The 25,337-nt window shown below is 42.7% G+C and carries 23 protein-coding genes and 1 pseudogene; 12 read left to right on the top strand and 12 right to left on the bottom strand.

Going from position 1 to position 25,337, the window contains the following annotated elements:
* The first annotated feature begins 45 nt into the window (after window positions 1-45).
* From NSTCB13_RS04525 to NSTCB13_RS04515, 3 genes and pseudogenes are all read left to right on the top strand, one after another.
* Window positions 46-759, top strand: coding sequence for a carbonic anhydrase (locus tag NSTCB13_RS04525; RefSeq protein WP_445628528.1), 714 nt, complete (start codon window positions 46-48; stop codon window positions 757-759).
* Window positions 760-1,162: 403 nt separating this feature from the next.
* A complete protein-coding gene (locus tag NSTCB13_RS04520; protein ID WP_448271495.1) occupies window positions 1,163-2,659 on the top strand; it encodes an NADH-quinone oxidoreductase subunit M in 1,497 nt (498 codons plus the stop codon).
* 126 nt (window positions 2,660-2,785) lie between these two features.
* Window positions 2,786-4,094 (top strand): annotated as a pseudogene (locus tag NSTCB13_RS04515) (CO2 hydration protein).
* Between the two features lie 243 nt (window positions 4,095-4,337).
* Here the strand turns inward: NSTCB13_RS04515 and chrA are convergent.
* Both chrA and NSTCB13_RS04505 read right to left on the bottom strand, forming a co-directional pair.
* Window positions 4,338-5,558, bottom strand: coding sequence for a chromate efflux transporter (gene chrA / locus NSTCB13_RS04510; RefSeq protein ID WP_448271494.1), 1,221 nt, complete (start codon window positions 5,556-5,558; stop codon window positions 4,338-4,340).
* Window positions 5,555-5,995, bottom strand: coding sequence for a beta-lactamase hydrolase domain-containing protein (locus tag NSTCB13_RS04505; protein ID WP_448271493.1), 441 nt, complete (start codon window positions 5,993-5,995; stop codon window positions 5,555-5,557). Before NSTCB13_RS04505 ends, chrA begins: the two co-directional genes overlap by 4 nt.
* A 497-nt stretch (window positions 5,996-6,492) precedes the next feature.
* Here NSTCB13_RS04505 and NSTCB13_RS04500 point away from each other — a divergent pair, with 497 nt between their 5' ends.
* Window positions 6,493-7,035: a GNAT family N-acetyltransferase gene (locus tag NSTCB13_RS04500; protein WP_448271491.1), complete on the top strand. Its 543-nt coding sequence runs from the start codon at window positions 6,493-6,495 to the stop codon at window positions 7,033-7,035.
* Window positions 7,036-7,208: 173 nt separating this feature from the next.
* Here NSTCB13_RS04500 and NSTCB13_RS04495 read toward each other — a convergent pair whose 3' ends face one another.
* Window positions 7,209-8,462, bottom strand: coding sequence for an RNA polymerase sigma factor (locus NSTCB13_RS04495; protein WP_448271490.1), 1,254 nt, complete (start codon window positions 8,460-8,462; stop codon window positions 7,209-7,211).
* A gap of 355 nt (window positions 8,463-8,817) precedes the next feature.
* Between NSTCB13_RS04495 and NSTCB13_RS04490 the strand changes: the two genes are divergently transcribed.
* From NSTCB13_RS04490 to NSTCB13_RS04475, 4 genes are all read left to right on the top strand, one after another.
* On the top strand, window positions 8,818-9,177 hold the full coding sequence (locus NSTCB13_RS04490; protein ID WP_448271489.1) for a YciI family protein: 360 nt from the start codon (window positions 8,818-8,820) through the stop codon (window positions 9,175-9,177).
* A 35-nt stretch (window positions 9,178-9,212) separates the two neighbouring features.
* On the top strand, window positions 9,213-9,656 hold the full coding sequence (locus NSTCB13_RS04485; protein WP_448271488.1) for a YybH family protein: 444 nt from the start codon (window positions 9,213-9,215) through the stop codon (window positions 9,654-9,656).
* A gap of 22 nt (window positions 9,657-9,678) precedes the next feature.
* A complete protein-coding gene (locus NSTCB13_RS04480; protein WP_448271487.1) occupies window positions 9,679-10,089 on the top strand; it encodes a VOC family protein in 411 nt (136 codons plus the stop codon).
* A 95-nt stretch (window positions 10,090-10,184) separates the two neighbouring features.
* Complete coding sequence (locus NSTCB13_RS04475; RefSeq protein ID WP_445628519.1) at window positions 10,185-10,592, top strand: VOC family protein; 408 nt, start codon at window positions 10,185-10,187, stop codon at window positions 10,590-10,592.
* Window positions 10,593-10,960: 368 nt separating this feature from the next.
* Here the strand turns inward: NSTCB13_RS04475 and NSTCB13_RS04470 are convergent, their stop codons facing one another.
* The 5 genes from NSTCB13_RS04470 to NSTCB13_RS04450 all read right to left on the bottom strand — a co-directional run bounded on the left by NSTCB13_RS04470 (window position 10,961) and on the right by NSTCB13_RS04450 (window position 14,378).
* Window positions 10,961-11,401 (bottom strand): hypothetical protein, encoded by a 441-nt coding sequence (locus NSTCB13_RS04470; RefSeq protein WP_448268781.1) that lies wholly within the window; start codon window positions 11,399-11,401, stop codon window positions 10,961-10,963.
* 62 nt (window positions 11,402-11,463) lie between these two features.
* On the bottom strand, window positions 11,464-12,339 hold the full coding sequence (locus NSTCB13_RS04465; RefSeq protein WP_448271486.1) for a DUF72 domain-containing protein: 876 nt from the start codon (window positions 12,337-12,339) through the stop codon (window positions 11,464-11,466).
* A 93-nt stretch (window positions 12,340-12,432) separates the two neighbouring features.
* Entirely contained in the window at window positions 12,433-12,723 is a 291-nt protein-coding gene (locus NSTCB13_RS04460) for a hypothetical protein (RefSeq protein WP_448271485.1), read from the bottom strand.
* Window positions 12,724-13,005: 282 nt separating this feature from the next.
* The gene (locus NSTCB13_RS04455; RefSeq protein WP_448271483.1) at window positions 13,006-13,662 is read right to left on the bottom strand and encodes a pentapeptide repeat-containing protein; all 657 of its coding nucleotides are present in this window, start codon (window positions 13,660-13,662) and stop codon (window positions 13,006-13,008) included.
* Window positions 13,663-13,883: 221 nt separating this feature from the next.
* Window positions 13,884-14,378, bottom strand: a complete 495-nt coding sequence (locus NSTCB13_RS04450; protein WP_094347731.1) for a hypothetical protein — start codon at window positions 14,376-14,378, stop codon at window positions 13,884-13,886.
* 1,123 nt (window positions 14,379-15,501) lie between these two features.
* Here NSTCB13_RS04450 and aroF point away from each other — a divergent pair.
* Window positions 15,502-16,371 carry a 3-deoxy-7-phosphoheptulonate synthase gene (gene aroF, locus NSTCB13_RS04445; protein ID WP_448273119.1) on the top strand — a complete coding sequence of 290 codons (870 nt, stop codon included), beginning with the start codon at window positions 15,502-15,504 and terminating at the stop codon, window positions 16,369-16,371.
* A 344-nt stretch (window positions 16,372-16,715) separates the two neighbouring features.
* Window positions 16,716-17,018 carry a hypothetical protein gene (locus NSTCB13_RS04440; protein ID WP_448271482.1) on the top strand — a complete coding sequence of 101 codons (303 nt, stop codon included), beginning with the start codon at window positions 16,716-16,718 and terminating at the stop codon, window positions 17,016-17,018.
* 145 nt (window positions 17,019-17,163) lie between these two features.
* Here NSTCB13_RS04440 and NSTCB13_RS04435 read toward each other — a convergent pair whose 3' ends face one another.
* The 3 genes from NSTCB13_RS04435 to NSTCB13_RS04425 all read right to left on the bottom strand — a co-directional run bounded on the left by NSTCB13_RS04435 (window position 17,164) and on the right by NSTCB13_RS04425 (window position 21,984).
* Window positions 17,164-17,922, bottom strand: coding sequence for a sterol desaturase family protein (locus tag NSTCB13_RS04435; protein ID WP_448268772.1), 759 nt, complete (start codon window positions 17,920-17,922; stop codon window positions 17,164-17,166).
* 593 nt (window positions 17,923-18,515) lie between these two features.
* Complete coding sequence (locus NSTCB13_RS04430; protein ID WP_448271481.1) at window positions 18,516-18,902, bottom strand: response regulator; 387 nt, start codon at window positions 18,900-18,902, stop codon at window positions 18,516-18,518.
* The gene (locus NSTCB13_RS04425; protein ID WP_448271480.1) at window positions 18,874-21,984 is read right to left on the bottom strand and encodes a response regulator; all 3,111 of its coding nucleotides are present in this window, start codon (window positions 21,982-21,984) and stop codon (window positions 18,874-18,876) included. Before NSTCB13_RS04425 ends, NSTCB13_RS04430 begins: the two co-directional genes overlap by 29 nt.
* A gap of 537 nt (window positions 21,985-22,521) precedes the next feature.
* Between NSTCB13_RS04425 and NSTCB13_RS04420 the strand changes: the two genes are divergently transcribed.
* A complete protein-coding gene (locus NSTCB13_RS04420; RefSeq protein ID WP_094347724.1) occupies window positions 22,522-22,926 on the top strand; it encodes an NIL domain-containing protein in 405 nt (134 codons plus the stop codon).
* A gap of 30 nt (window positions 22,927-22,956) precedes the next feature.
* On the opposite strand, the gene NSTCB13_RS04415 is transcribed toward NSTCB13_RS04420, so the two are convergent.
* Window positions 22,957-24,024, bottom strand: a complete 1,068-nt coding sequence (locus NSTCB13_RS04415) for a DUF3616 domain-containing protein (protein WP_445628509.1) — start codon at window positions 24,022-24,024, stop codon at window positions 22,957-22,959.
* Window positions 24,025-24,311: 287 nt separating this feature from the next.
* On the opposite strand from NSTCB13_RS04415, the gene NSTCB13_RS04410 reads away from it, so the two are divergent.
* A complete protein-coding gene (locus tag NSTCB13_RS04410; protein ID WP_445628508.1) occupies window positions 24,312-25,295 on the top strand; it encodes a CHAD domain-containing protein in 984 nt (327 codons plus the stop codon).
* Window positions 25,296-25,337 lie beyond the last annotated feature (42 nt).

Genomic DNA, 25,337 nt, shown 5'->3' with positions numbered 1-25,337 from the left:
CTATCCTACTAAAAGTCGGCAGTTTAATATGGTGAGGAGAATTTCATGAGCAGACAATATCCCCAAATCAATGTTTCTAGAAGAGGTTTATTGAAGTTTGGTGCAGGTGCGATCGGTACAGGTGTATTGACAGCCGGACTGGGTTCCAACTTACTTGCAGCCGAAACCAAATCAGTACCAGACGATCTTACACCTGATAAGGCACTGCAAGAGTTATTAGATGGAAACGATCGGTTTGTTAAAGCAAGACGGCGCAATCCTAACCAAACTCAATCACGTTTAGTCGAAATTGCCAAAGGTCAAAAGCCCTTTGCTTCTATTCTAGGCTGTGCAGATTCACGAGTACCTTCAGAAATTGTTTTTGACCAAGGACTTGGAGATTTATTTGTCTGCCGGATAGCTGGTAATATTGCCACAACACAGCAAATTGGTAGTTTAGAATTTGGTAGCTTAGTGTTAGGTACCAAAGTCATTATGGTCGTGGGGCATGAAAGATGCGGTGCAGTAGAGGCGGCGATTAAAGGTGCTCAAGTACCAGGGCGAATTGGAAGTTTGCTTGAAGCTATAAAACCAAGTGTAGAAAGCTCAAAAGATAAATCAGGAGATAAGTTAGAAAATGCTTGTAAAGCAAATATTTTGGCGCAAATTGAAAAATTGAAATCATCGACAGTTTTATCTGAGTTAATCAAAGCAGAAAAACTGAAAATAGTCGGTGGTTATTACGATTTAGATACTGGAAGAATCAGTTTAGTAAGTTAGCTTTTTTGTCCTTTGTCCTACCCTGCGGGAAGCCCTTCGGGTTCAGCAGTCGCTCATGGGGGAAACCCCCAAGACCGCGCTACTTCACCGCTGGCGCGTCTATGTCATTAGTCATTGGCTAAAAGTTAAGTCATAAAGCAATACAGTTCAGTTAAGCTTGAAAATTATACTGATGTATGTTGGATTGAACAACTTAGCTTGCTTCTTATTTGCGTAGCGTTTCCAAAGAAGAAAAGTAAACCAACATTATCGAGACTTTGTTGGGTAATGCATACGCTCAATCCAATCTATTATTCTCTTAACTGAAGCGTATTGAGTCACAAAGGACAAAGGACAAAGGACAAATGACAAATACTTCGACTTTGCTCAGTACAAGTGACAAAGAACAAAGGACAAAATTCCCATGTTAAGTGTCTTGATTTGGCTGCCGATTTTTGTTGCTATTATCATAGCAATATTACCTGGAAGTATACCGAAGCATCGCATTCGTTTAATAGCATTAATATTTTCGGGAATAGTTCTATTCTGGAACCTGTTTATCCTACTAAAATTTGATATCAGCAATCCAGGAATGCAATTTAAAGAGTATTTACCTTGGAATGAAACCCTTGGGTTGAGCTATCAAATAGGTGTTGATGGGCTTTCTATCTTGATGTTGGTGTTAAATAGCCTGCTCACCTGGATTGCTATTTACAGCAGTAGTCAAGAAACTGAACGTCCCCGGCTATTCTACTCCATGATTTTATTAGTTAGTGGAGGAGTCGCAGGTGCTTTTTTAGCAGAGAATTTGTTGCTATTTTTCCTATTTTACGAACTAGAATTAATCCCTTTCTATTTGCTAATTTCCATTTGGGGAGGGGCAAAACGGGCTTATGCTGGAATGAAATTCCTGATTTATACTGCTGTTTCGGGAGCCTTAATTCTGGCAACATTCTTGGGTATGGTATGGCTTAGTGGTTCTACCAATTTTGCTTTTGATGCAGTCTCTACAGAAAACCTCTCAACAGCAAAGCAAATCCTTTTACTAGCAGGAATAGTATTAGGTTTTGGGATTAAAATTCCCTTAATTCCTTTCCATACTTGGCTACCCGATGCTTACGTTGAAGCTTCAGCACCAATTGCCATTCTTCTCGGTGGCGTGTTAGCAAAGCTGGGAACTTATGGATTGTTGCGATTTGGGTTGGGTATGTTTCCTCATGCTTGGAGCATTATTGCACCGACTTTAGCAATTTGGGGAGCAATCAGCGCCATCTATGGGGCAGTAATTGCGATCGCTCAAAAAGATATTAAGCGCATGGTAGCATACAGTTCCGTTGGTCACATGGGCTATATCTTGCTAGCTGGTGCGGCTAGTACTCCCTTAGCACTTGTGGGTGCAGTCGCCCAAATGTTCAGCCACGGTATCATTTTGGCGATTCTCTTCCACTTGGTGGGAGTTGTAGAAGCCAAAGTCGGTACACGCGAGTTAGATAAACTCAATGGTTTAATGAGTCCTATACGCGGTATACCCTTAATTAGCGCTTTATTAGTTTTAAGCGGAATGGCTAGCGCAGGTATTCCCGGTTTAACAGGATTTATTGCCGAATTTCTTGTCTTTCAAGGTAGTTTCTCTACTTTTCCCATCCCGACAATTTTGTGTGTAGTCGCTAGTGGATTAACCGCAGTTTATTTTGTCATCCTCCTCAACCGCACTTGTTTTGGCAGACTCGATAACTTCGCTTACTATCCCAAAGTTCTGTGGCCTGAAAAAATCCCCGCTTTAATTTTGGCAGCTTTCATCATCTTTTTAGGAGTACAACCCACTTGGTTAGTGCGTTGGAGTGAATCCACAACTACAACAATGGTGGCTGCAATTCCCCCCTTGGAAAAAACCGTAATCTCTGAAGTCGCCCTGAAATAAAAAATACATCGAAACACTTGTAGAGACGGCGATTTATCGCGTCTCAAAATCTATCCCCCCAAACGCGAGAAATTGCGTTTCAAAACCTATCCCCCAGACGCGATAAATCGCGTCTCTATCAATACCATGACAGCAATTAAAACAGCAATTAAATTACCTCCTTCTACACATGAATTTGCCGAAGTAATTCACCGCTTAGAAGCTGGCGGTGCAATGTTACCCGATACTCCAGAAAATTTGATGCAAATCATCGGTTTATACAAAGCTTATGCTGTACCGATGGATTTCTACTGGCGCGACCCTACTTTATATTGCCGAACGCGAATTTTTAAACCCGTTACCCTTCTTTAAATACTTCTTACCCAAAGAGTATTTAGAACGGCATAATCATTATGCTGGTGATGATGCCGATTTACGAATTTGGCGCGGCGAAGCCACTGCACATCCAGAACTTTTGGCATTTCTGGAAAAGGGTGAAACTTTCAAAATGCCAAAGTTGTTGCATCACTTGTTGCACGATCGCATTAACATGGAATTTGCGGAAGCTTGTATGCGGGCGATGTTGTGGCACAGAGGGATGGGTGGACAATTTGACCCTTACCTCGATTCAGACGAATACAAAGCCAACGCCGATAGAGCAATTAAAGCTTACTTCCAAGGGAACCCCGTGATGCTGGGGCTTTACAAGCTGTTCCCCGATATGTTTTTGGAACAGTGCCGCCAGATGTCATACTACGCGAATCTGGGCTTATTCTGGGAAATCATGGCCCCAGTATTCTTTGAAATGTCCGATCGCTATGACGAAGGTACCATTAGCAGCGTCCCAGAGGCGATGAGCTTCATAGTTAATGGTATATTTGCGATCGCAGGTCGTCCCATTTACCATCACGTTTATATTCGTGGTGAATGCTACGAAATTATCCCCAAATCTAAGGGTTTCATGTGGCTATACGAAGCTGCATTACCTTATGTAGAAGCAGTTTTCTACCGCACTGCACCCTTTAGAGGCACAAAATCTTATAATGCTCAAGCGGGTCAAGTGCCGGCAGACCAAAAAGATTTTCACTATGGTATTCTTTACGCTGATGTATTCCCAGTGGGTACTGCTGGCATTCCCCCGACATTATTAATGCAAGATATGCTGCATTTTTTACCACCATATCTTGTTGATTACTACAGCCAACATTGCCGCGGTGAAGAAGATATGTTGATTCAGTTGGGAGTGAGTTTTCAACGCTCAATGTACTGTGTCACTTCTGCCGTAATTCAAGCTTTGCGAACTGCACTTTTATATCCATTAGATGACCAAAATCCCAAGCATTTACAAGCTAATCGAGACTTTTTTGAAATGCAGCTAAATCGCTTTACCCGTGCTGACTACAATATTCGTGATGCTGCTCGTTTAAGGAGCATTCAAAGTCAAGATTATCGCTAAAATATCTCCATCTAAAACCTTTGTAGAGACGTATCACTGCTACGTCTCTACATTCTTTTATCCCAGGTGTATAATAGACCTCTTGCAAAAATATGTTTTTGCACTTTTAGGGTAAAGGGTAAAGGTTAAAGGGAAAGGATTTTGAGTTTCTTTACCCTTTTCCCCCTTGCCCTTTACCCCGACAAATGCCAAGAAGTCTAAAGTAAAGCTAATAGCTATGAGTAATTTCAAATACTTACAATTTCATCGAGTGTAGCCCAAGAGGGAAGCAACCCAGCCAATGAAGGCGCTACCAAAGACTAACCATGCAGCATTGATGCGAAAGTGAATGGCTAAAATGGCTGAGACGATCGCGATCGCCAAACCGAGAAAATCTACAAATGGGGCTTGTGGTAATGTTAAAGTCGCTGTCCCCAGTTGCAGAGTAGTCACAACCATTAACGCTACAGCACTAACATTCACAGCATCCAAAAATGCTCTAGTCCAAGAAGAAGCTCGTAAGCGTGGAATTAGGGGATTTAGGGCAGCAACGAAAACAAAGGAAGGTAGAAAAATTCCGATTGTGGCAACAATTGCGCCAGGTATGCCAGCAATCACATAACCGATAAACGTCGCAGTGGAAAGTACTGGCCCAGGGGTAAATTGACCAATTGCGATCGCATCTAATAACTGCTGTTGTGTCAGCCAGCCGTATTCTTGAACTAATCCCCCTTGCAGAAAAGCCACCAACAAGTAGCCACCACCAAACAAGACACTACCGACTTTTAGAAAAAACCAACCCAACTGCCATAAAGAAACATTGGCTACAGTAGATGCAGTAGCTACCGATGTAGCAAGTACAGTGGATGCTTTCAAAGTCGCACCTGTGCTAAGACTAGCAATGAGAAAGTTGGCTTTATCTCCTGGTTTATCGTGTTTATCGCCAGAATGTAACCAAACCATCCCCAGCAATCCCCCAATTAATAGGGCGATTACTTCATTTAATTTGAATAACAATGTCAGCAATGCCACAGCAAAAGCGATCGCTAGTAATTGGCGAGTTTTCACAGCCTTTTTGGCCAACCCCCACAGAGCATTGATGATAATTGCTAAAACGGCCGGTTTAATCCCATAAAGTAAAGGAGCAATTTGGGGTAGAGTACCGTAGGCAACATAAACCCCAGCAAACCCACCAGTAATTAGAACCGCAGGTAAGACAAAACAGACACCTGACACAATCAGCCCCAGCCATCCTGCATAGATGTATCCTATGTGGATAGCCATTTCTGTGGAATTTGGCCCAGGAATTAGATTAGTTGCACCCAGCAAATCTAGAAAATGCTCCCTTGTCAACCACTGACGCCGCTTAACCACTTCATCTTCAATCATGGCAATATGAGCAACCGGTCCCCCAAAGCCGATGACGCCCAATTTAAAAAACAGGTTGGCGAGTTCACCTAAACGACTTGGTGCTGAGTTAGTCATTTTTGCTGGGCAATATACTTTTCAAGTAGGAATTGCTTGAGGTGGGGTTGTTCTAAATTTAAACCAAGCTCTTGCGCTTTCTGACTAATTTCCTCATAAGTCAAACCTTCACTAATAGCATTGGCAATCAAGGCGATACCACTAGCCCTTGCTCCAGCAGCACAGTGAATTAAAATTGGTTTGGGTAAGTTCTCAATCTCCTGAATTGCTAACTCTGTTTGCTCTTGATTTGCTTCTGAAGGCTTTAATGGCACATTAGCATATTGCAGCCCAGCCGCTTCAGCTTGCTGCTGCTCGTCACTGAGAAAACCAGCTTCATCGGGATAACGCAGGTTCAGCACTGACTTAAATCCCTCTTGGGCTGCCTGTTTTAACTCTTCAGAAGTTAGTTGGGGAGCAGCGCTCAAGTCGTCACTAACTTTTTTAGTGTTACTCATAATCTTTCAAAGCACTATTCCGATAGTTTTATCGTAGTTTATTATATAAACTATTTATAGAGCAATTTTTGTAGGGTGCTTTAGCCTAAAATACAAATGCCTTGACTACTATATATAATCGATCGCTTCAACGAAAGAATCAGATTTAAAAGGCTGCGATCGCTCTACTTAAATTTAAAAAGCCCTGATAAAAGTTCAGGGCTTTGCTTTATATGCGGTTTATTAAATGCCAGCCTAAAATTTGTGCTGGCGCTTTTCTATAGAATTAATCATCCCTGAATCGCTTGCTTAAAGATAGCGGAGAACTACCCAATTTTTACCTGGGTAGCTATTTAATAAAGTCTTTAGATTTGTATATATCTCCACTGTGCGCTCGCTTCTTGGTAAAATTCCCCTGTCCTTTGGTATTTGGTTACACCACGTTAAATATGAGTAGGTAAGTGCTAACTAACCTGAGTAAAACCAAATTCAGTTCTCTTGAGATTTTCTTTACGAGCATGAACTATAACGTACCACCTCCGATGAGGATAAATCTCCGCCCTGCTACCTTGGCCGATTTGGATCTGCTGCGACATTGGGATGAGCAACCTCATGTGGTAGAATCCGATCCTAATGATGACTGGGGCTGGGAGACAGAACTTGACCGCACTCCTGAATGGAGAGAGCAATTGATTGCTGAAATTGATGGTCGCCCCATCGGATTTATTCAGATCATCGATCCGGCACGTGAGGATAGTCACTACTGGGGTGATGTTCCGGCGAATCTTCGCGCTATTGATATCTGGATTGGGGAAGAGAGTGATTTGGGCAAAGGCTATGGAACCCAAATGATGCAGCTTGCACTTGCTCGATGTTTTGCTGACCCGCAAGTGATAGCTGTACTCGTCGATCCACTTGCTAGCAATACCCGCGTCCACTGCTTTTATGAACGTTTTGGTTTCCAATTTGTCGAGTCTCGACGATTTGGTGACGATGACTGCTTCGTTTATCGTATGAACCGAGTAGATTGGCATCATGAAGGTGTTACGGCAGCACATTAAACCTCTTGCAAAAGTGCTTTTTGCAAGAGATGGGAAAAGGGTAAAGGTTAAGGGGGAAGGGCAAAATACAGAACCTTTCCCTTTCCCACCGCCCCTATCCTCAGAGGAGACCCCACCTTCCCCTTTCACCTTTACCCTTTCCCCTTTACCCTTTACCCTTTACCCTCTGAACCTTAAGGCTGAACTTCGCGCAGCCGACGCTCCAGAAAGCGGCGTTCGCTGTCATTTGTAACCAGCATAAGCGCGATCGCGTAACTCTCTGCGGCTAACGCTGAGGCTCCGATGCGGCGCAGCATCTCGGCACGGGTGGCGTGAAATAGATGGTAGTCGTTAAGTTGGGGGACAAGCCCATCAATCAGTTCAAGGGCCGTTTGAGGACTCTCTATCATTGAGATCGCCACTGCCCGATTCAGCGACACAATCGGCGAGGGCTGCAAGCTTTCGAGCAAATCATAAAGGCGGACAATTTGCAACCAGTCCGTTTCTTCTGCTTGTGCTGCTTGACAATGTAGTGCCGCGATCGCTGCTTGCACTGCAAACGAACCAATCTCGCCCCGCAATGCCTCTTCCACGAGCGGTAGCGCCTCAGCAATCTGCTGTTGATTCCAGCGACTACGATCCTGATCTTCGAGCAACACCAGATCGCCTGCCTCATCCAAACGGGCATCGCGTCGGGAGTCGTGCAGCAACATCAGCGCCAAGAGTGCAGTCACTTCTGAGGGCGGTTGCGGTGCCATCAACGTCCTTACGAGGCGAGCCAGCCGAATCGCTTCTGTGCAGAGGTCAGCCCTCATCATCGTCTCGCCCCTAGTCGTCGCGTAGCCCTCATTGAAAATCAGATAGATCGCCGTCAGCACTGCGTCTACCCGCACAGACAGATCGGTTGTGTCCGGCACTTTATAGGGAATACCTGCATCCCGAATCTTGCGTTTGGCGCGTACCAGTCGTTGCGCCATCGTTGCCGTGGGTACGAGAAACGCCCGCGCAATTTCGTCTGTTTCAAGTCCGCCCAGCAGCCGCAGCGTCAAAGCAACCTGCGCCTCGATCGCCAGTGCTGGGTGGCAGCAAGTAAAGATCAGCCGCAGCCGATCGTCTGGAATTTCGTCTGTATCGTAAGTTGGCTCCTCGCGGGTTGGGATTAACCCAGAGGCGGCGTACCATTCCAATTTTTCCGTCAGCCGTGTCCGCCGTCGGAGGCGATCGATGGCTTTGTATCGGGCTGTTTTGACGATCCACGCACGGGGGAGATCGGGCACGCCGCTCGATTGCCATTGATTCACGGCGGCGATAAAGGCTTCCTGTACCGCTTCTTCAGCTACATCGAAATCCCCCACCAAACGGATGAGGATGGCGACGATCCGCCCCCATTCAGCCCGGTAAAGGGAGGCGATCGCTTGTTTTACGTCTGTTTTTCCGTTTGGGATCATACCTGAATTGAAGGAGGCAGGGGGCAGGGGGCAGGGGGCAGGGGGCGGTTTTTCTCTTTTCTTCGATAAAAATTTTTGGCGAGGTGTCGATTTGAGTTAGCGCCGTTCGACTTACTAACAAAGGGGAACAAGGGAGGTATACCCAGATCGTACTAAAGGATAAAAATTTTTGGCGAGGTGTCGATTTGAGTCAGCACCGTTCGACTTACTAACAAAGGGAAGTAATACCAATTCTCTAAAATGAGGCAACACTTTCAAACCCCGAAAGCCATGCCATATCTGACTTTCTTAATTACAAACTACGAATTACAAATTACGAATTGGTATAACAACGGGAAATAAAGGAGGCAACCCGATGAAATATTTGCTGCTGATTTACCTGGAGGAAAATGCCCTGAGCCAAACCGAACGGGAACATTGTTATGTTGAATCCGCGCAACTGGCACAACAACTCAACTCGAAGGGGCAATATCTCGCAACCGCCCCACTCCACCCTGTGGCAACTGCAACCAGTCTTCGGGTGCGCGACGGCAAACCACTAATAACTGACGGGCCGTTTGCAGAAACTCGCGAACAATTGGGCGGTTTTTTTCTGATTAATGCTCAGGATCTCGACGAAGCGATCGCGATCGCTTCGCGGATTCCAGGCGCGCACGTCGGCACCGTTGAAATTCGACCTGTGATTGAAGTTGCAGGCTTGCCAGAAAATTCGTAACTGCACTCAACCTCAACCCAAAAGGAGAGATGACAATGACAACTAAAAACGCGATCGCAACTAACGAAGTTCAGATTCGCCAACTAATTGCCGAGCAACAACGCGCTATCTGCGCCAAGGATGTTGAGCAAATCATGTCTCACTATGCCAACGAGATTATCGTCTTCGATGTTAAACCTCCTTTCCAAACCCAAGGAAAAGATGCTTGGAGTCAAGTGTGGAAAGAATGTTTGCCTTACTTCCCCGACACCTTTGAGATTGAAACACGAGACCTGAAGATTACCGCTAGTGAAGACCTTGCGGTTGCACACTGGCTATTTCGCTTCACAGGAACCCAAGACCATCCGGCAATGCAGACGTGGATGCGCGTCACCGCTGTTTGCCAGAAAAATCAAGGCGAATGGCAGATATTACACGAACATCTCTCGGTTCCATTCAATCCAGAGACTTCTCAAGCTGTATTCACGCTCAACCCATAGGCTAATCTACTGAGTCAACGCCATGAAACTCAATCCTTATCTCATGTTCAACGGTAACTGTGAAGCAGCGTTCAAGTTCTACGAACACTGTCTTGGCGGCAAAATTGTCATGATGATGACCCACAAAGATGCACCCTCAGCCGAGCATATACCTGCCGAATGGCATGACAAAATCATGCACGTCTGCCTCGATCTGGGCGATCGCCTTTTGATGGGGTCTGACAGCCCGCCTGGATATTTTGAAACACCCCAAGGCTTTTACGTGCAAATCAGCGTTGACGAGCCAGGGGAGGCAGAACGCATCTTTCATATCCTGGCAGAAAACGGAAAAGTGAAAATGCCGATCGATCAAACCTTTTGGTCTGTCCGCTTTGGGATGTTGGTCGATCAATTCGGTATTCCGTGGATGGTCAATTGCCAGAAAACTCCTTGACTTGGGGGGAGGCGCTTATAGGCGTCTTCCCTAGAGTAAAACCTCAGCACTTTTTCGCCAATCCTTTACTGTGCAATAATTCAAAAGAAGAACCCATGAGTACTCAAATTTTCGTTAATCTGCCAGTCAAAAACCTCAATCAATCGATCGAGTTCTTTACTCAACTCGGCTTTGAGTTTAATTCTCAATTCACTGACGAAACTACCACCTGTATGATTGTGTCCGAAAACATTTTCGTCATGCTCTTAAACCATGAAAAGTTTAAGACGTTTACTCCCAAAGAAATTTGTGATGCCACAAAAAGCACAGAAGTGCTTGTGTGTTTATCTTGTGATAGCCGAGAACAAGTTGATGAAATGATTCGCAAAGCTGTCGCCGCTGGTGGAACAACCTACAATGAACCGCAAGATCACGGTTTTATGTATGGACATGGATTTGCTGACTTAGATGGCCACATTTGGGAAATTATCTACATGGAGCCAAGCGCAATAAATCAAGGTTGATTGCAGACATCTAAATAATACTGCAAGTAAATAGGGCACGCGGTAGAGGCGCAAGGCCTTGCGCCCCTACGATAGGTGTGGTTCCAATACTACTCGGTTAATGAATATTCGTAGGTTGGGTTGAGCCAAGCGAAACCCAACAAACCCCTCAAAATGTTGGGTTTCGTTCCTCAACCCAACCTACACATTTTTATTTTTTAGCCTTAACTAAGATAGGTGTGGTTCAAAGATAGCCGTAATCACACAGGTTAGAACATTTGGAAAGAGTGAATGCGAGAGTTAGCAATAGTTTTACCTCCAGCAAGAACTGCCTTCTGCTATACACGAATAACTGCTGTAATACACAAATGCAAATATTCCTACCTTCTTCAACTAGCTCTTTGCCGCAGATGTCGCCCATCAAAGCCTTGCTTAATCCAATCCAAACATTCATATTCAGATTTGAATAACTTTGGAGCTGCAATATTATTTAATAACTCTGGTGGATAATGGTCATAAAAATATTTGTCTCCTTCTTGGAAGATGATAATCAAATTGTTCCGATAAACATAGCGAGACTTAAAACTATCCCCCCGATGAACAAACTCGGAATTTCGATCGATATGCTCTTTAGCAATATCAATGATGTTACTAACGTCACTTCCATAGATTTCTGCTGGATTTTCTGCTTTATGAAATTTGCTTCTGTGCCCAATTTCAGATAGCATTTTATACGAATAAATTTCGTAATTATCGGCTTTGCCAAAAACAAATGGAATTATGAGATATCCTTTATATGAGACTGAATTTTCATAAAGAAGACGACTCATCTCAACTCCTTTGGTAGAACTGCTCTAAAAAAATTTTTCTTTAACAGAAAAGTATTACAACCCTAATTATCTACTAAATACGATCGCCATAAACTGAGTTGATTAGGGGGATACTCAAGGTTATTCCAAGGTAAGGGGGGAACTGGTGTGCCACTTTGTTCTAATAGCTGTTGGAAGTGACGGGCCGTGCTGGGCGATCGCGCTTCTATTGGACAATGGACAAAGAAATAAATTCGCACTCCCATCTGTAACCATTGCTGAATCTGCCTTACCCACTCTTCCATAAATGGCTGATTCACTGATAAATTCGGATGAGAAATAAACCGAATCAGAGTAAAAGGTGCTGTCACACTCAATTGCAACGGTAATTTAGGTTTACGCCGTTCCGATTGCAACTGGGGGTCATCATCTCCAGTGTAAATCGGGCGCGAGTCTAACAGTACTCGTCCGACACCTAAATTTTCTAAAAGCGCCGTCAAATTACTAGCATGAGGTTCCTTGAACCAGTCGGGATGCCGAACTTCCACTGCTAGGGGTGCTTCTTTACGCGGCCAAGCTTCTAGAAAGTTGGACAAATCATCAAGTAATGCAGGTGCATAGCCCGGTGGTAACTGGGCAAAAATTGGGCCAAGATGCTTACCTAAAGGGCGCATCGCCTCCAGAAATTTTAAAGCAGCTGGTATATAAGGTTTCAGCAATCCTTGATGGGTAATATCTCGCGGTAATTTTAGACAAAATTCAAAACCTGTTGGTGTTTCGGCAGCCCAACGAGTTACAGTTTCTTGCTTAGGCACGGCATAAAAGGTCGTGTTACCTTCTACAGTGGTGAAGCGACGGCTGTAGAGATGGAGAAAATCAGCAGTGCGAGTACCTTGGGGATAGAGTTCGCCTACCCAACCTTTATATGCCCAAACAGCACAACCGATAAAAAAGTTCACAATGCCTAAAAGCCTCGATGTATCATATTTAATTTTACACGCAGATTGTAGGGATAGATAAAGCTAGGCCAGATTCCCGACTTGTGAAAAAAATCACAGATTTTTTCTCAAAATGCTTGATTGCTTTCTCATTTCAGTAGATTTAGCAAGCAAAAAGGCACATTGCTTTCTCAAAATGCTTGATTGCTTTCTCATTTCAGTAGATTTAGCAAGCAAAAAGGCATATTGCTTTCTCAAAATGCTTGATTGCTTTCTCATTTCGGTAAATTCAGCAAGCAAAAAGACATATTGCTTTCTCAAAATGCTTGATTGCTTTCTCATTTCGGTAAATTCAGCAAGCAAAAAGGCATATTGCTTTCTCATTTCGGTAGATCGCGTACTCATTGTAGTGTTTTAGGCAAGCAAACAGGCATATAGCAGTTTTCAATTGGATTGCATAGGAGTCATTTATGCACCAATACGTTTCAGTTAAGGGTTATACCAATTTGAAAAAAGAATGCGACAAATAGATCATTTGTAGAAACGCGATTTATCGCGTCTTTAGCCAAGGATATGTTGCAATCATTAATTGAATTGGTATTATTAGTCTGGATAACTGGTTTTTTAAGACGCGATCGATAAATCGCGTCTCTACATGAGGGTTTTGGTGTTATGGCGCAACCTCAGTTATTGATAAATTGAGCCATCAGGCATAATTGCCCCTGCTAAATTAGTTCCAACTAATTTAACCAGAAGCCGCTCACCAGAGCGAATCCGCGCTCCCGTCAAGTCGGCTCCTCGCAAGTCGGCTCCACTGAGATCCGCTCCAATCAAATTAGCAGCGCGTAAATTCGCCTCCCTGAGATCGGCTAAAAGTAAATTTGCCCGAAATAAATTTGCTTCAGATAAATTTGCACCTCTGAGGTTGACTTTGTGCATAAAAGTATCGCTGAGATTAGCACCGCTCAAATTGGCATAACTCAGATTTCTGCCAGATAAGTCTTTATTGCTCAAATTTGCCCGACTGTAGTCTTTGCCACTCAAGTCTGGGTTTTGCTTTGGTGGCCGCTGGATTGTTTGAGATGGTTTTTCCTGTTGAGGTGGCGGTGAGTTAGGTGAGTTAAATGTAGTTTGAGGTTTGGTTTTTAGAGAGCGCAACTTTTCACGAGCTTCATTTATAGCTTTTAGCTTGTCTTGCGCTTTCTGCTGTAAACGGAGATTGTCTTTGGGAATGCGATCGGGATGCCAAACAAAAACTAAATCTTTGTAAGCCTGGTTCACTTCTTCAAGTGTAGCCCCAGGCTCTAATTCCAAAACTCTATAGTACCGCTCCAGATCGCTCATACGATATTTTGGTGGACAATCAACTTAATTATGAGTGATGGAGTCATTTATACGCTGCATCATTTGTTATGGATTATGGGGCATGGGGCATTGGGCATTGGGGATTGGGCATTGGGGATTGGGCATTGGGGATTGGGCATTGGTATTAATTATTCTCCTCTGCTCCCTGCTCCCCTGCCTCCCCTGCTCCCTGCTCCCTGCTCCCCTGCCTCCCCAATCCCTCATCTCCCCATCTCTCCATTTCTCCATCGAGCGATCGCTCGAAAATATGCTGCAACTGGAATCTGATAAACTTCAATATAAATCCAAACAATAATTGATAAATGTGATAAGAAGGTTAATATTGTCCAAATATATGGCATCCAGGTAATGGGTTCTTTCAGATTAGCAGGAAAATAGTAAGCTACTATACCAATTAGAGTAGTGGGAAGAATTATAAAAACTGCTGCTGCTAATCCATAACCCCAACCTAATTCCACGCCTTCCAACTGGCCTTCTGTCCAACTAAACCCATTCCAACGCCAAGTTAAAGGTGGTTGCCTAGAAGGCATCTTGATTTGCTGTTGCTCTAAGTTGACTGTAAAAATCTCTTGACAAAAGTCACAAGCCATAGCTTCCATCAATGGCATGTGAGAAATCTTACCTATTCGACAGACTGGGCAGGGGTAAGCTCCATAATAGTCGAAAGATTGGGTTAAGATTTTGGAACTGGGCATAATGAGACAGATGATCCTAAAAAATTGATCTGGTGAATGAGAACTTGGTCAATAATGTATGGCGGTTGTCAATTCCCTGCAATAAGCTTTCGTAAGATGAAGTCTGGAGAATTATATATTTTAACTTTTCAATCCTGGCTTTTTCTTCTGAGGTTATATAACTATTGCGATCTTTAATGACAAGCCCTTCTCTACGAGAGGCTGCACTTCGACTCATTTCGGCTACGCGGTAGTTGAGCGCAGTCGAAACTCAATGACCAACGCTCTGTTACCACGCCAACGGGTTCGGAGGTGACGCTCGAAGACTCGCTTGCCGCCGACGCTATCGCAAGATGCTCGCAAGCTCGCTTGCCGCCGGCGCTAACGACGGGAATCGCCATCGCTCTTAGCGTCTCCCCTTCTCCCAAAGGGAGAGGCTAGCGCCAAGGGAGAAGACTGCGACCCCCTCACCGCTTTTTTCGTCTACGCAAATAAGCAACTAGTACAATTAGAACAGAGCGTGATTTTGAATTGTGCAAAGCGTTATTAGTCTTAATCCCCAGAGTTGTACTGAGTCTATCGTTTTTTTATAGTTTGTGCAGGTCTTGACAAAGCCCACTCTTCCTGCTAAGTTTACGTTAGATAGGTATATTTCTGAAGTTTCCCAGCAAAAAGCCCGCAAATGCTTAACACAAATTCCTACTTTTATTTTTGGTTTAGGGTGGTTCACCGGGGGTGAATTAAGTTTCCTAATGGAAACCGCCCGGTGAACCGCAGAGCAAACTCTGCGGTTTTTGTTTTTTTAAGGAGAATTTCATTGTCATGACTTATTTCATTAGCTGGTTTTATGGCTTTTACTTTTGGCCCAGAATAAATTCCGGGTAAATAGCGTCATGCCAATGAATCAGAACGCGCCCGGAACCTTGGTTTCGGGCTTTTTTGTTAATAGGGTATGGGGAATAGACGGACAAGGGAGACAAGGGAGACAAGGGAGACAAGGGGGACAAGGGGGACAAGGGGGAATGAAGGAGAAGAATGAATAACCAATGCCCAATGCCCAATACCCAATGCCCCATGCCCAATGCCCAATTCCCAATGGCCAATGCCCAATTCCCAATACTTAATTTTTCAGGAAAATATAACCATGATTAATGCCAAACTTGCTGCACAAGCCCATCTCAACCACCAGACAATCGTTAAAATCTCGAAAGAAGTCGCTTTCGGCGGTAAAGAACTGGTAATTATCGGCGGGCCCTGCACTGTTGAAAGCTTAGAACAAATGGAGATAGTCGCCCAAAAGCTATCTACTGCATCAGTACAGGGGTTGCGTGGCGGTGTCTACAAACCCCGTACATCTCCCTACGCTTTCCAAGGTATGGGAGAGTCAGGATTAGAGATTTTAGCTAGAGTGCGATCGCATTACAATATGCCAGTTGTCACGGAGGTGATGTCAATTTCCCAAATTGATGTAGTCGCCGCCCACGCTGATATGCTGCAAGTTGGTAGCCGCAATATGCAAAACTTTGATTTGCTCAAAGCTTTGGGACAAGCTGGTAAACCAATACTGCTCAAACGTGGTTTAGCAGCGACTATTGAAGAATTTGTCATGGCTGCTGAATATATCCTCAGTCACGGGAATCCTGATGTGGTGTTGTGCGAAAGAGGTATTCGCAGTTTCGACGATTACACCCGTAATGTCCTAGATTTAGGAGCTGTGGCAGCACTCAAGCAAATAACTCACTTGCCTGTAATTGTAGATCCTTCCCATGCCGTCGGCAAACGGGAGTTGGTTGCACCTGTAGCTAGGGCTGCGATCGCTTGCGGTGCAGATGGATTAATTATTGAATGTCATCCAGAACCAGAAAAATCTGTTTCTGATGCCCGCCAAGCACTTTCTTTAGAAGATATGGTGCATTTAGTTGATAGTTTAAAGCCTGTAGCTACAGCCGTTGGGCGCAGTATATCAGATGTTGGGGCGGGTTTATCACCTGCCCCGATTTTTTGGGCTGCTTAAATTTCAGCTTCAAGCGATCGCTTCAATGTCTCAGCCAAAATATTTCTTTTGGCTTTAGGACAAATAGCGATCGCTTTCGTAAAATAAACTTGTTACTTCAGCTATTCCATTTGTTCTCATTCTATATATAAATCTAACTTATCGTTTTAACAAATAAGACTATTTGATTTTATTCTCTAAGTCGTTTTATCCTGAAATCAGTAGATATTTTAATTTTTGCTAAATCATCTAAAGAAGTTTTAGTATACCGATCTTTAAACTTTGAAAACCAAAAGAAGGACAATAACTAAATGCTAGAGCAGCAGATTGATTGCCCCATAAAACCTAAGACAAGTGCAATGATTATGAAACTTTTTCAAATCACTCTAGTGGTCTTAGTACTTTTGATTAACTTAGCAGTTGCTTTTCCCTCTTGGGCAGACAGTACGCCTTCTTTAACTAGCAATCCTAACAACTTTCAAGTTGGGCAAAAAGTGATTTGGCTTTACAAGCCGCGCACAGATTCTAGCGATATCCAAAGAATTCCTGCTGAAATAGTCAAGTTAAGTTCCAAGCAAGTGCAAATCAAGATTTACAAACATAACAACGAATTTGTCAATCGTTGGGTGAATCCAAACAAGCTTGAGAATTCGACAAAAATTAAATAGTCAGTAGTCATTTGTCCTACCCTGCGGGTTCGCCCTTGGCGTTCTCGAAGAGTAGCCGCTAGGGCGTCTATGTCATTTGTGATTACAAAGAACAAATGACAGCCAACTCCAAAAATATTTCACAAATGATTTAGGCCTGCTATAGTTAAAACTCCCTTATATGGGTTTCGTTTTCATAATTAGGATCTTCAGTACCGAGCAGTTTGTCCCAGAACGTAAAATACAAACCGTAGTGTACTTTATACTTGCGATGATGTATGGAATGATGCATAGAACCAATAAGCCACTTTTCAATCCAGTAACTTTTAGATGAGGAGGGAAATAGCTCAAATCCAAGATGAGTAAACACTGCCCATACTGTCATAGTTATAAGTGCGGCAACTAAGGTGACGAAATGCAGGGGAACTATGAAGCTTACACCGACAAAAAAAAGTGCTTGTACAATTGCTTCTGGTAAGTCGAAGGCAGAAGAACTCCAGGGTGTTGGCTCTCCTGAACGGTGGTGTCCAAAATGCATCCATCTAAAAATTCTAGGATGGTGAAACATCCGATGGATAAAATAAAAATAAGTATCTTGAAGAATTAGTACTGCAATAAAGCTAACTATTAAATACCACAGTCCGTATTTCCAGATATCAGCGTATAGCAGGGTTGCTCCCAAATTATACTCTGAGATCATAAATGCTCCAGAAATAGCAAAAACTACTGTGGAGATTACTGATAATTCAATATCATTTTTAATCGAACAATTCATCAACGGTTTCAAACGCAAACTCTTGTTGGCAAGAGACTTTCCTAAAACTAAATAAAAGAGCAAGTATGCTCCGCCAGCAATCAGAAAGTATCGGGCAAGAGTGATGCCGAAGAAGAAAAAGCAATAATACCAAAATGAGTGATTCGTCAATTAGACCCATCCGTAAGATTAATTTGGTGAAATAAAAATGCTGATTATGTCCAATTTTTTGGTCTTCATTACCAAAAATAACCAAATTAAGATTTAATTTGTTAATCGACAAAATCCACTGCTTATTTTACAGCATCAAGTAGTTCAAATAATATATATTAACTTTTGTTAATAAAAACTAAACTAATTTTATTGCATATATAAATATAAATTATTAGTATTGATAAAAAAAGGTTCTTAATTGACTGAAATTGTAGTAAATAGCTAAATTGTAACTAAGTTACAATTTATTTAAGTTGTTTGTTTATATTATATATTTCAACAACAATTGAATTGATTTTTAACCATTGTGTTCTTTAACACCTAAAAAAACTTTTAAATCACTTTTCCCTCAATACGCTTGGGTTAAGGGCTAATGGCAAAAATTTTGGGTTTTGGAGACGCGATAAATCGCCGTCTCTACAGACGCGATAAATCGCCGTCTCTACAGACGCGATAAATCGCCGTCTCTACAAGTGTTTTGGTCTTATCTGGACTGTATTGACTTTTGCCTATGTCTACTTTTTATAAATTAATTTGCTATGGATTTTGTTCTACTTTTCTAGGCTCCAGCCCAAGGCTATGGCTACTTCAGCAGCTAATTCGAGAGGATTGAATGGTTTGGCGATCGCACTAATCATTCCCATCTGATTATAGCGACGGCGATCGGAAGCCTGGATTTTAGCAGTTAACAAAATTACTGGAATCGCTTTGGTTAATGGATTGGATTGTAACTTTTCAAAGGTAGTGATGCCATCCATCTCTGGCATCATCACATCTAGTAAAATTGCATCTGGTTGGTAAGTCTCAGCTTTAATTATGCCCTCTTGACCAGAACTCGCAGTCATTACTTTCCAGCCTGCGACTGTCTCCAAGCAAATCTTGGCAACTTCTTGAATATACTGCTCGTTATCAACCACTAGAATTTGCTTTGTTGTCATCGCTGCTATCCTCTTGTTGGTTCGGGGTAATGCTCTGAAGTAACTTCATCACCCGTTGTTCAAATTCCTTGGTAGTAACACGCCCGTTGCTCAAAAATTCTGCATTTGGACTTAGTTGGCTATTTGTAGTTGGCTCGTAACTACTATGAACTAAGGGAATGTTAGAAGAGTCTTCTAAATCAGGATTTTGGAAAGCCCTAAATAATGGCAGAGTGACGTAAAAAGTGCTACCTTCACCTAATACACTTTCAGCCCAGATGCGTCCGCTGTGTTGTTGCATAATACTCTTGCAAATTGCCAAACCTAAACCAGTGCCATCATGGTTACGTGAATCTGAAGAGTCAACTTGTTGAAAGCGCTCAAAGATACTCTCAAGTTTGTCTGTTGGGATACCGCGGCCGGTATCTTTGACTGTCAACAAAACTTCATTTTCTTGTGGTTGCGCCCCCAACCAAACCGTAGATCCAGCAGACGAGAATTTAATGGCGTTACTCAATAAATTGGTCAATGTTTGGACAATGCGATCGCAATCTGCCAATACTTGGCCAGATATAGCAGAAACAGATACTTTCACTCCTGCTTTGTCAGCCAGAGGCTGCATGACATTTACTGCTTGAACGATCAAATCAACAATATTGCAGATTTCTGGTTCCATCTTCGCCTTACCCGACTCGATGCGCTCAATGTCTAGGATGTCGTTGATTAAACGTACTAGGCGTTCGCTGCTATCAGTCGCAATTTGCAGTAGGCGTTTTCCCTGCTCTGAGTTTGTTGCTAGCAAACCACTGGCTAGCATTCCTAGAGAGCCGTGAATCGAAGTTAAAGGTGTGCGGAGTTCATGACTAACAACAGAGACAAATTCATCTTTCATACGTTCAATTAGTTTGCGCTCTGTGATATCTCGTAAAATAACCGTATAAAATATCTCCTCAGCCATCTCTATTTTAGAGATAGAAGCCTCCGCTGGAAATTCAGTACCATCCTTGCGGCGTCCGTAGATTTCACGCCGTTCTCCCATCCGACGGGCAACATTGGGAGATTGTCCAAAGTCAACCACATGTTGACGATGCGCTTGAAAAAAGCGCTGCGGTAAAAGTAAATCAAGTCCTTGTCCAATCACTTCCTGGGCCGAGTAGCCAAAAATCTTCTCTGCTCCTTGATTAAATAAAGTGATGCTTTGGAACCCGTTAATGGAAATAATTGCATCATCAGCAATATCTAAAATTCGTGCAAATCGGGCTTGAGAGAACAGTAATTCTCCCTGTGTCCGTTGACGTTCATCAAGTTGTGACTGCAACTGTTGATTCACCCGAATTAACTCAGCAGTGCGCTCTGCTACTCGCAATTCCAGTTCGTTGATGGCTTGTAAATTGAGAGATGAGGGAGGTGAGGGAGACAAGGGAGATGAGGGAGACAAGGAAGACAAGGGAGACAAGGGAGAACTAAGTTCTCCTGCTCCCCCTGCCCCCTGCCCCGGTGCCTCCCTGCCTCCCTGCACGACGCGCTGCCGCAATTTCATCCGTTCTAAGCGATTGACGATCCGGGTTACTAGTTCTGGCCCAACAATAGGCTTACTTACAAAGTCATCAGCACCAACACTAAACACTTGATTTACCATCTCGCCATCGCTATGCACAGTCAGGAATAGAATGGGTAATTCACACCAGCGCGAATCGTTGCGTACTAATTGGCAAAGTTCTATACCATTTGTATAAGGTAATTCCACATCCAGAATCAGCATATCTGGCGTAACTATTTCCAAGATTTCCCAGAACTGACGCGGATCTTCAAGAGCGATCGCTTTTAATCCCCAAGGACTAAGTAAGGTTTGTAAAAATGCCTGAATTTGCGGATCGTCATCCACAACCAATATTTTAGTTTCTGCATCGAGGTGATTTTGCAGTGGTTGTGTGACTGTTTCTAAAACCTGTGGGGTTGGTGATGCAGATATTGCTGCTGTGTCGTTTCCGTCAATTTCTCGACGCAATAACTTTACCCAACTTTCGAGGTTGCTAATTTCAGATTGACTCAAAGTTTGACCAGAACTCAGTAACAATTCGATATTGCGTGCTAATTTTGAGCCAAGAGGCAAGCCAAAAGTACCTAAAGATCCCGCCAAGGTATGCGCCTCTTTGGCTGCAAGCGATCGCAAATCGGGATTTAAACTATTTTGGTTTAAAGTTGCGATCGCTTCCTCCAGCACCCGCACCTGCTCGTCTACCCGCTTTTGAAATCGTTGCCAAATTTCCGCAACTGCCATTAATGTTTGCTGTTGTGATTTGAGATTAGGAACCAAAGATTTTTCACAATCTAATTCCCCCCTGCTCCTCTGCTCCTCTGCTCCTCTGCTCCTCTGCCCCTCTGCCCCTCGGTCACTGAGCGTAGCCGAAGTGCTGCCCTTCTCCTCTGCCAGTGATTTCAGCCGATAGCCAATACCGTAAACTGTTTCAACTAAATCACCGGGCGCTCCTACAGCTTTGAGTTTGTGTCGTAACCCTTTGATATGGGTGCGAACAGCTTCTTCTTGTGGAGTGTCTTCATAACACCACAGATGTTCTAAAATCATGCCGCAGCTAAACACCCGGCGAGTATTTCGCAAAAATAGTTCTAAAAGAGCATACTCTTTGGGAGTAAGTGCTAGCAGATTTCCAGCATACATCACTTCACAGCTACTAGGGTCTAGCCGCAACCCACCATACTCCAGCACAGGTTGCGAGGTTACGCCTTTGCGACGCAACAGTGCCCGAACACGAGCAATTAACTCTTCTGCATCAAAGGGTTTAACTACGTAGTCATCTGCGCCTGCATCTAGTCCGATCGCTTTCTCATGACTACTATCGCACCCTGTCAATAACAATATTGGCATTTGCAGACCACTAGACCGAATTTGACGACAAAGACTAATGCCATCCAGTTTGGGCAACACTACATCTAGGAGGATTAAATCATAATCGTAAGTTTTAATAAAATTCCAAGCAGTATCACCATCAGTGGCAACTTCAACCGCGTAGTTTTGGTTAGTTAAAACACAGGTGAGTGAATATGCACTTAACTCGTCATCTTCAACAACTAAAATTTTCATGTTAAAAGCTTTCCAAGTTAAAATGGATATAACAGATAATAAGTAATCAATTTAAATAGCAAGTCCAATATAATATCAATACTTATTTTTAAAGCATCTTCCAAAAGGTCTATATTTGCAATTTTAAATCATTAACAAATATCAATATTGATTAATTTTAATTGGATTTTCTAGCTACCTGCCCAAGAGCAGATGGTATGGAGAAAAAAACATTTTCCAGAGTATACTACCTTACTTACAAGTTTTTCTAGTACAGAGAGGTTTAGATCCAAAACTTTTTCAAGAAGCCAGGGATCTTTTTGTTCGTAACTCCTGCACGAATTGCTATAGTTTAACGCCATCACACGAAATCCCCGTTCTTGTAGGGGCGTACAGCCGATTTATGTGTTGCAAAGATTTTTGGAAATAGTGCTATGTATGTTGAGGTAGGAGCAGTGTCCTTCTCTTGCCTTGCTCGTTCGTTCGTGCAACTTACCACAAGAAAGGACTGATAAAACTCTCAATACGCTACAACAAAAAAAACCCTCTGCTAAACCTGTGAAAAAACGAGTAACACTCACCTTCCCAAAACGCGCCGTGCAAATGCCAGTCACTTACGTACTGGCTAAAGAGTTCAACGTCGCTGCTAATATTATCCGCGCCCAAGTTGCCCCAAATCAAATTGGCAAATTGGTAGTGGAATTATCGGGAGACATCGATCAATTAGATGCAGCGATCGAGTGGATGCGATCGCGTAATGTTAATGTTTCTTCGACGTTAGGCGAAATTGCGATCGACGAGGATGTGTGCGTCCACTGTGGCTTGTGTACTGGGGTTTGTCCTACCGAAGCCCTCACCCTCCAGCCAGAGACATACAAGTTGACATTCACGCGATCGCGCTGTATCGTCTGCGAACAGTGTATCCCTACCTGTCCCGTACAAGCAATTTCTACTAACATTTAACAATCTAAAATCCCAAAACCAAGAGCGAAGTTAGCCCAACTTAAACACATCCGCCATTACACTATCATCACCCACCAGCCTACTTTTTGCTGGAGAATCATAAACTACCAATAGCGAAGGTATACCAGCTACATCCTGAAACAGCGTCATTCCCTCAGCGTGTTCTTCCCGATTCCCATAAGGAATATCTTGCACAAAATCGGGATTGCTGAAAACATTTTCTCGCATATTCACACCATTTACCCAACGATAAACTTGCACGGGGCCATCTAAATCCATCGTTGGCCCGGCTAAAATCAACAAATCTTGCTCATCTACATACAAATCTCGAATTCCCAAACCATTCAACCAGATAAAATGCTTTTTATATAACTCCTGCAATTCCCCAATTTGCTTTAGTTTCATCAATCCAGAGGTAGAATCCTCTAACTCTATTTCCAGCACCACAGCCCAACCTCGCAATACAGGCCCGCGCAAACCCAGAAAAACGCGGTTTTGATAAATGCCTATTCCTTCAATATCAAAGCCATTATCCTTTCCGGGAATTGCTGCTTGAATAAACGAGCCTAAATGGGCATCATCTGCTAAAGCTGTCATCAGCAAATTACCCTGATTCGTCACCTCTAATTTACTAGCAGTCAATTGCACATCTGGCTTTTCGGGATGTGGGCAAGATGAGAATAGCTTACCGTCTATTAGAGGAATTCGTCCTAAAATGTAACGGTTAGGTTCTGATTCAATTTTTGCTAGCCTTTTAAAATTTTTAGCATCTGTATTTTCGGGGTTGAATTTTTTCCGTTTGTAGCTGTGAGAACCAACAAACCATAAGTAATTATCCGCGTAAGCCAGTCCTTCTATATCAATTTCTTCCTCTTCTGGTGCAGGTAAATCGATAAATTCTGCTACACCAAATTGTTGATGATCTGTAAATTTATCAGTATCAACCAAAGAGAGACGCTCAATAGTTGAAGTTTCATCTGACCCTAACCATAAATACTTCTGATGTGTGAGTAGCAGTGCTGATAAATCTTCTCTATGCTCTTTAAAAGAATCTGCAAAAGTCAATAAAACTTGATTTAGCAAATGTAACTTTGACATTTTAAATTATATTGATATTTACAAATATATTAGCCATGCTATTATAATATATAACTTGATGAGCGAAAAATCGGATTCTCAAAACTATAGCTCATATCAACTTAAGGGGATGAAATATTGTCAACCTTTGATAGATACTGCATATTTATAAAATCAAATGCAACTATCAATAGTCATAGGCATACCTAACAATTATCATACCTAAAAAACTTTCAAAAGTATATGCAATTTATCAAATAATCTTGTTATTATGCAATAACTTCGTGAGGTAATAATTCAGATAAATTATGAAATTAGCTACACAAACTACAGTAAAAACTCTCGGTGACTACGCCTACCAAGCGATTGAAAAACACTTTAAGAAAACCTTGAAGTGGGAAAAGTCAGTGAAGAAAGATGAAGATCCAGAAGCACTGCACCAAATGCGAGTAGGAATGCGCCGCCTACGGACAGCGGTAACTCGGTTTGGGCTAGCAGTGGATCTGTCGAAACCAGTCAGCGATAAAAATATTGGTAAAATAGCCCGTCGTCTTGGTAATCTGCGAGATTTAGACGTACTTAAAGAAAGTTTGGAAAACAATTATAAACCAAACTTACCCCGCAAAGAACAGGAATCTCTGCAAACAGCTTTTACAGCTTTGGCGAAACAACGTGAAGATGTAGAATCGAGCGTGCAGAAAACATTAAGCGATGAATCTTACAAGTCTTTAAAAGATGCATTGGATAAGTGGTTAGAAAAACCTACTTATCAACCTTTGGCATCTATTGCCATTCAGCAAGTATTACCAGACTTACTTTTACCAGAAGTGAGTAACTTCTTATTGCATCCAGGTTGGCTAGTTGGTACTGAAATTGTAGAATCAGAAGTGAAGATCCAGAAAAACTGGAAGCCAAAAAAGGTAGAAAAACAATTGACAACAGAAGGTGAAAATCTTCATAGTTTGCGAAAAGAAGCTAAACGTATACGCTATCAAATGGAGTTATTTACTGACTTATATGGCGAGTCTTACGAAGCTTATATTACAGAAGTGAAAAATATCCAAGAAATTTTGGGTACGATGCAAGATAGTGCCGTATTAACTGACTGGCTTGGAGATGTTTATAAATCAGAAATTCACACTGAGTTGCCCACCCTTGCTAATTTATTAACTGAAAATCGTTACCAGTCGTGGCAGCAGTGGCAACCTTTGCAAGAACGGTATCTGAAAACTGAAACCAGACATAGTTTTCATTTAACAATACTGCACCCACTTTCAGGAGTAATCAGTTAAAAGTTACTCTTTGTTGAGAAAAGATTGGACTAACAAACGGCA

It is taken from the genome of Nostoc sp. DSM 114160, from assembly GCF_053470305.1.
The sequence above is the reverse complement of the archived record's forward strand: the minus strand, read 5'-3'. Positions and strand labels throughout refer to the sequence as shown.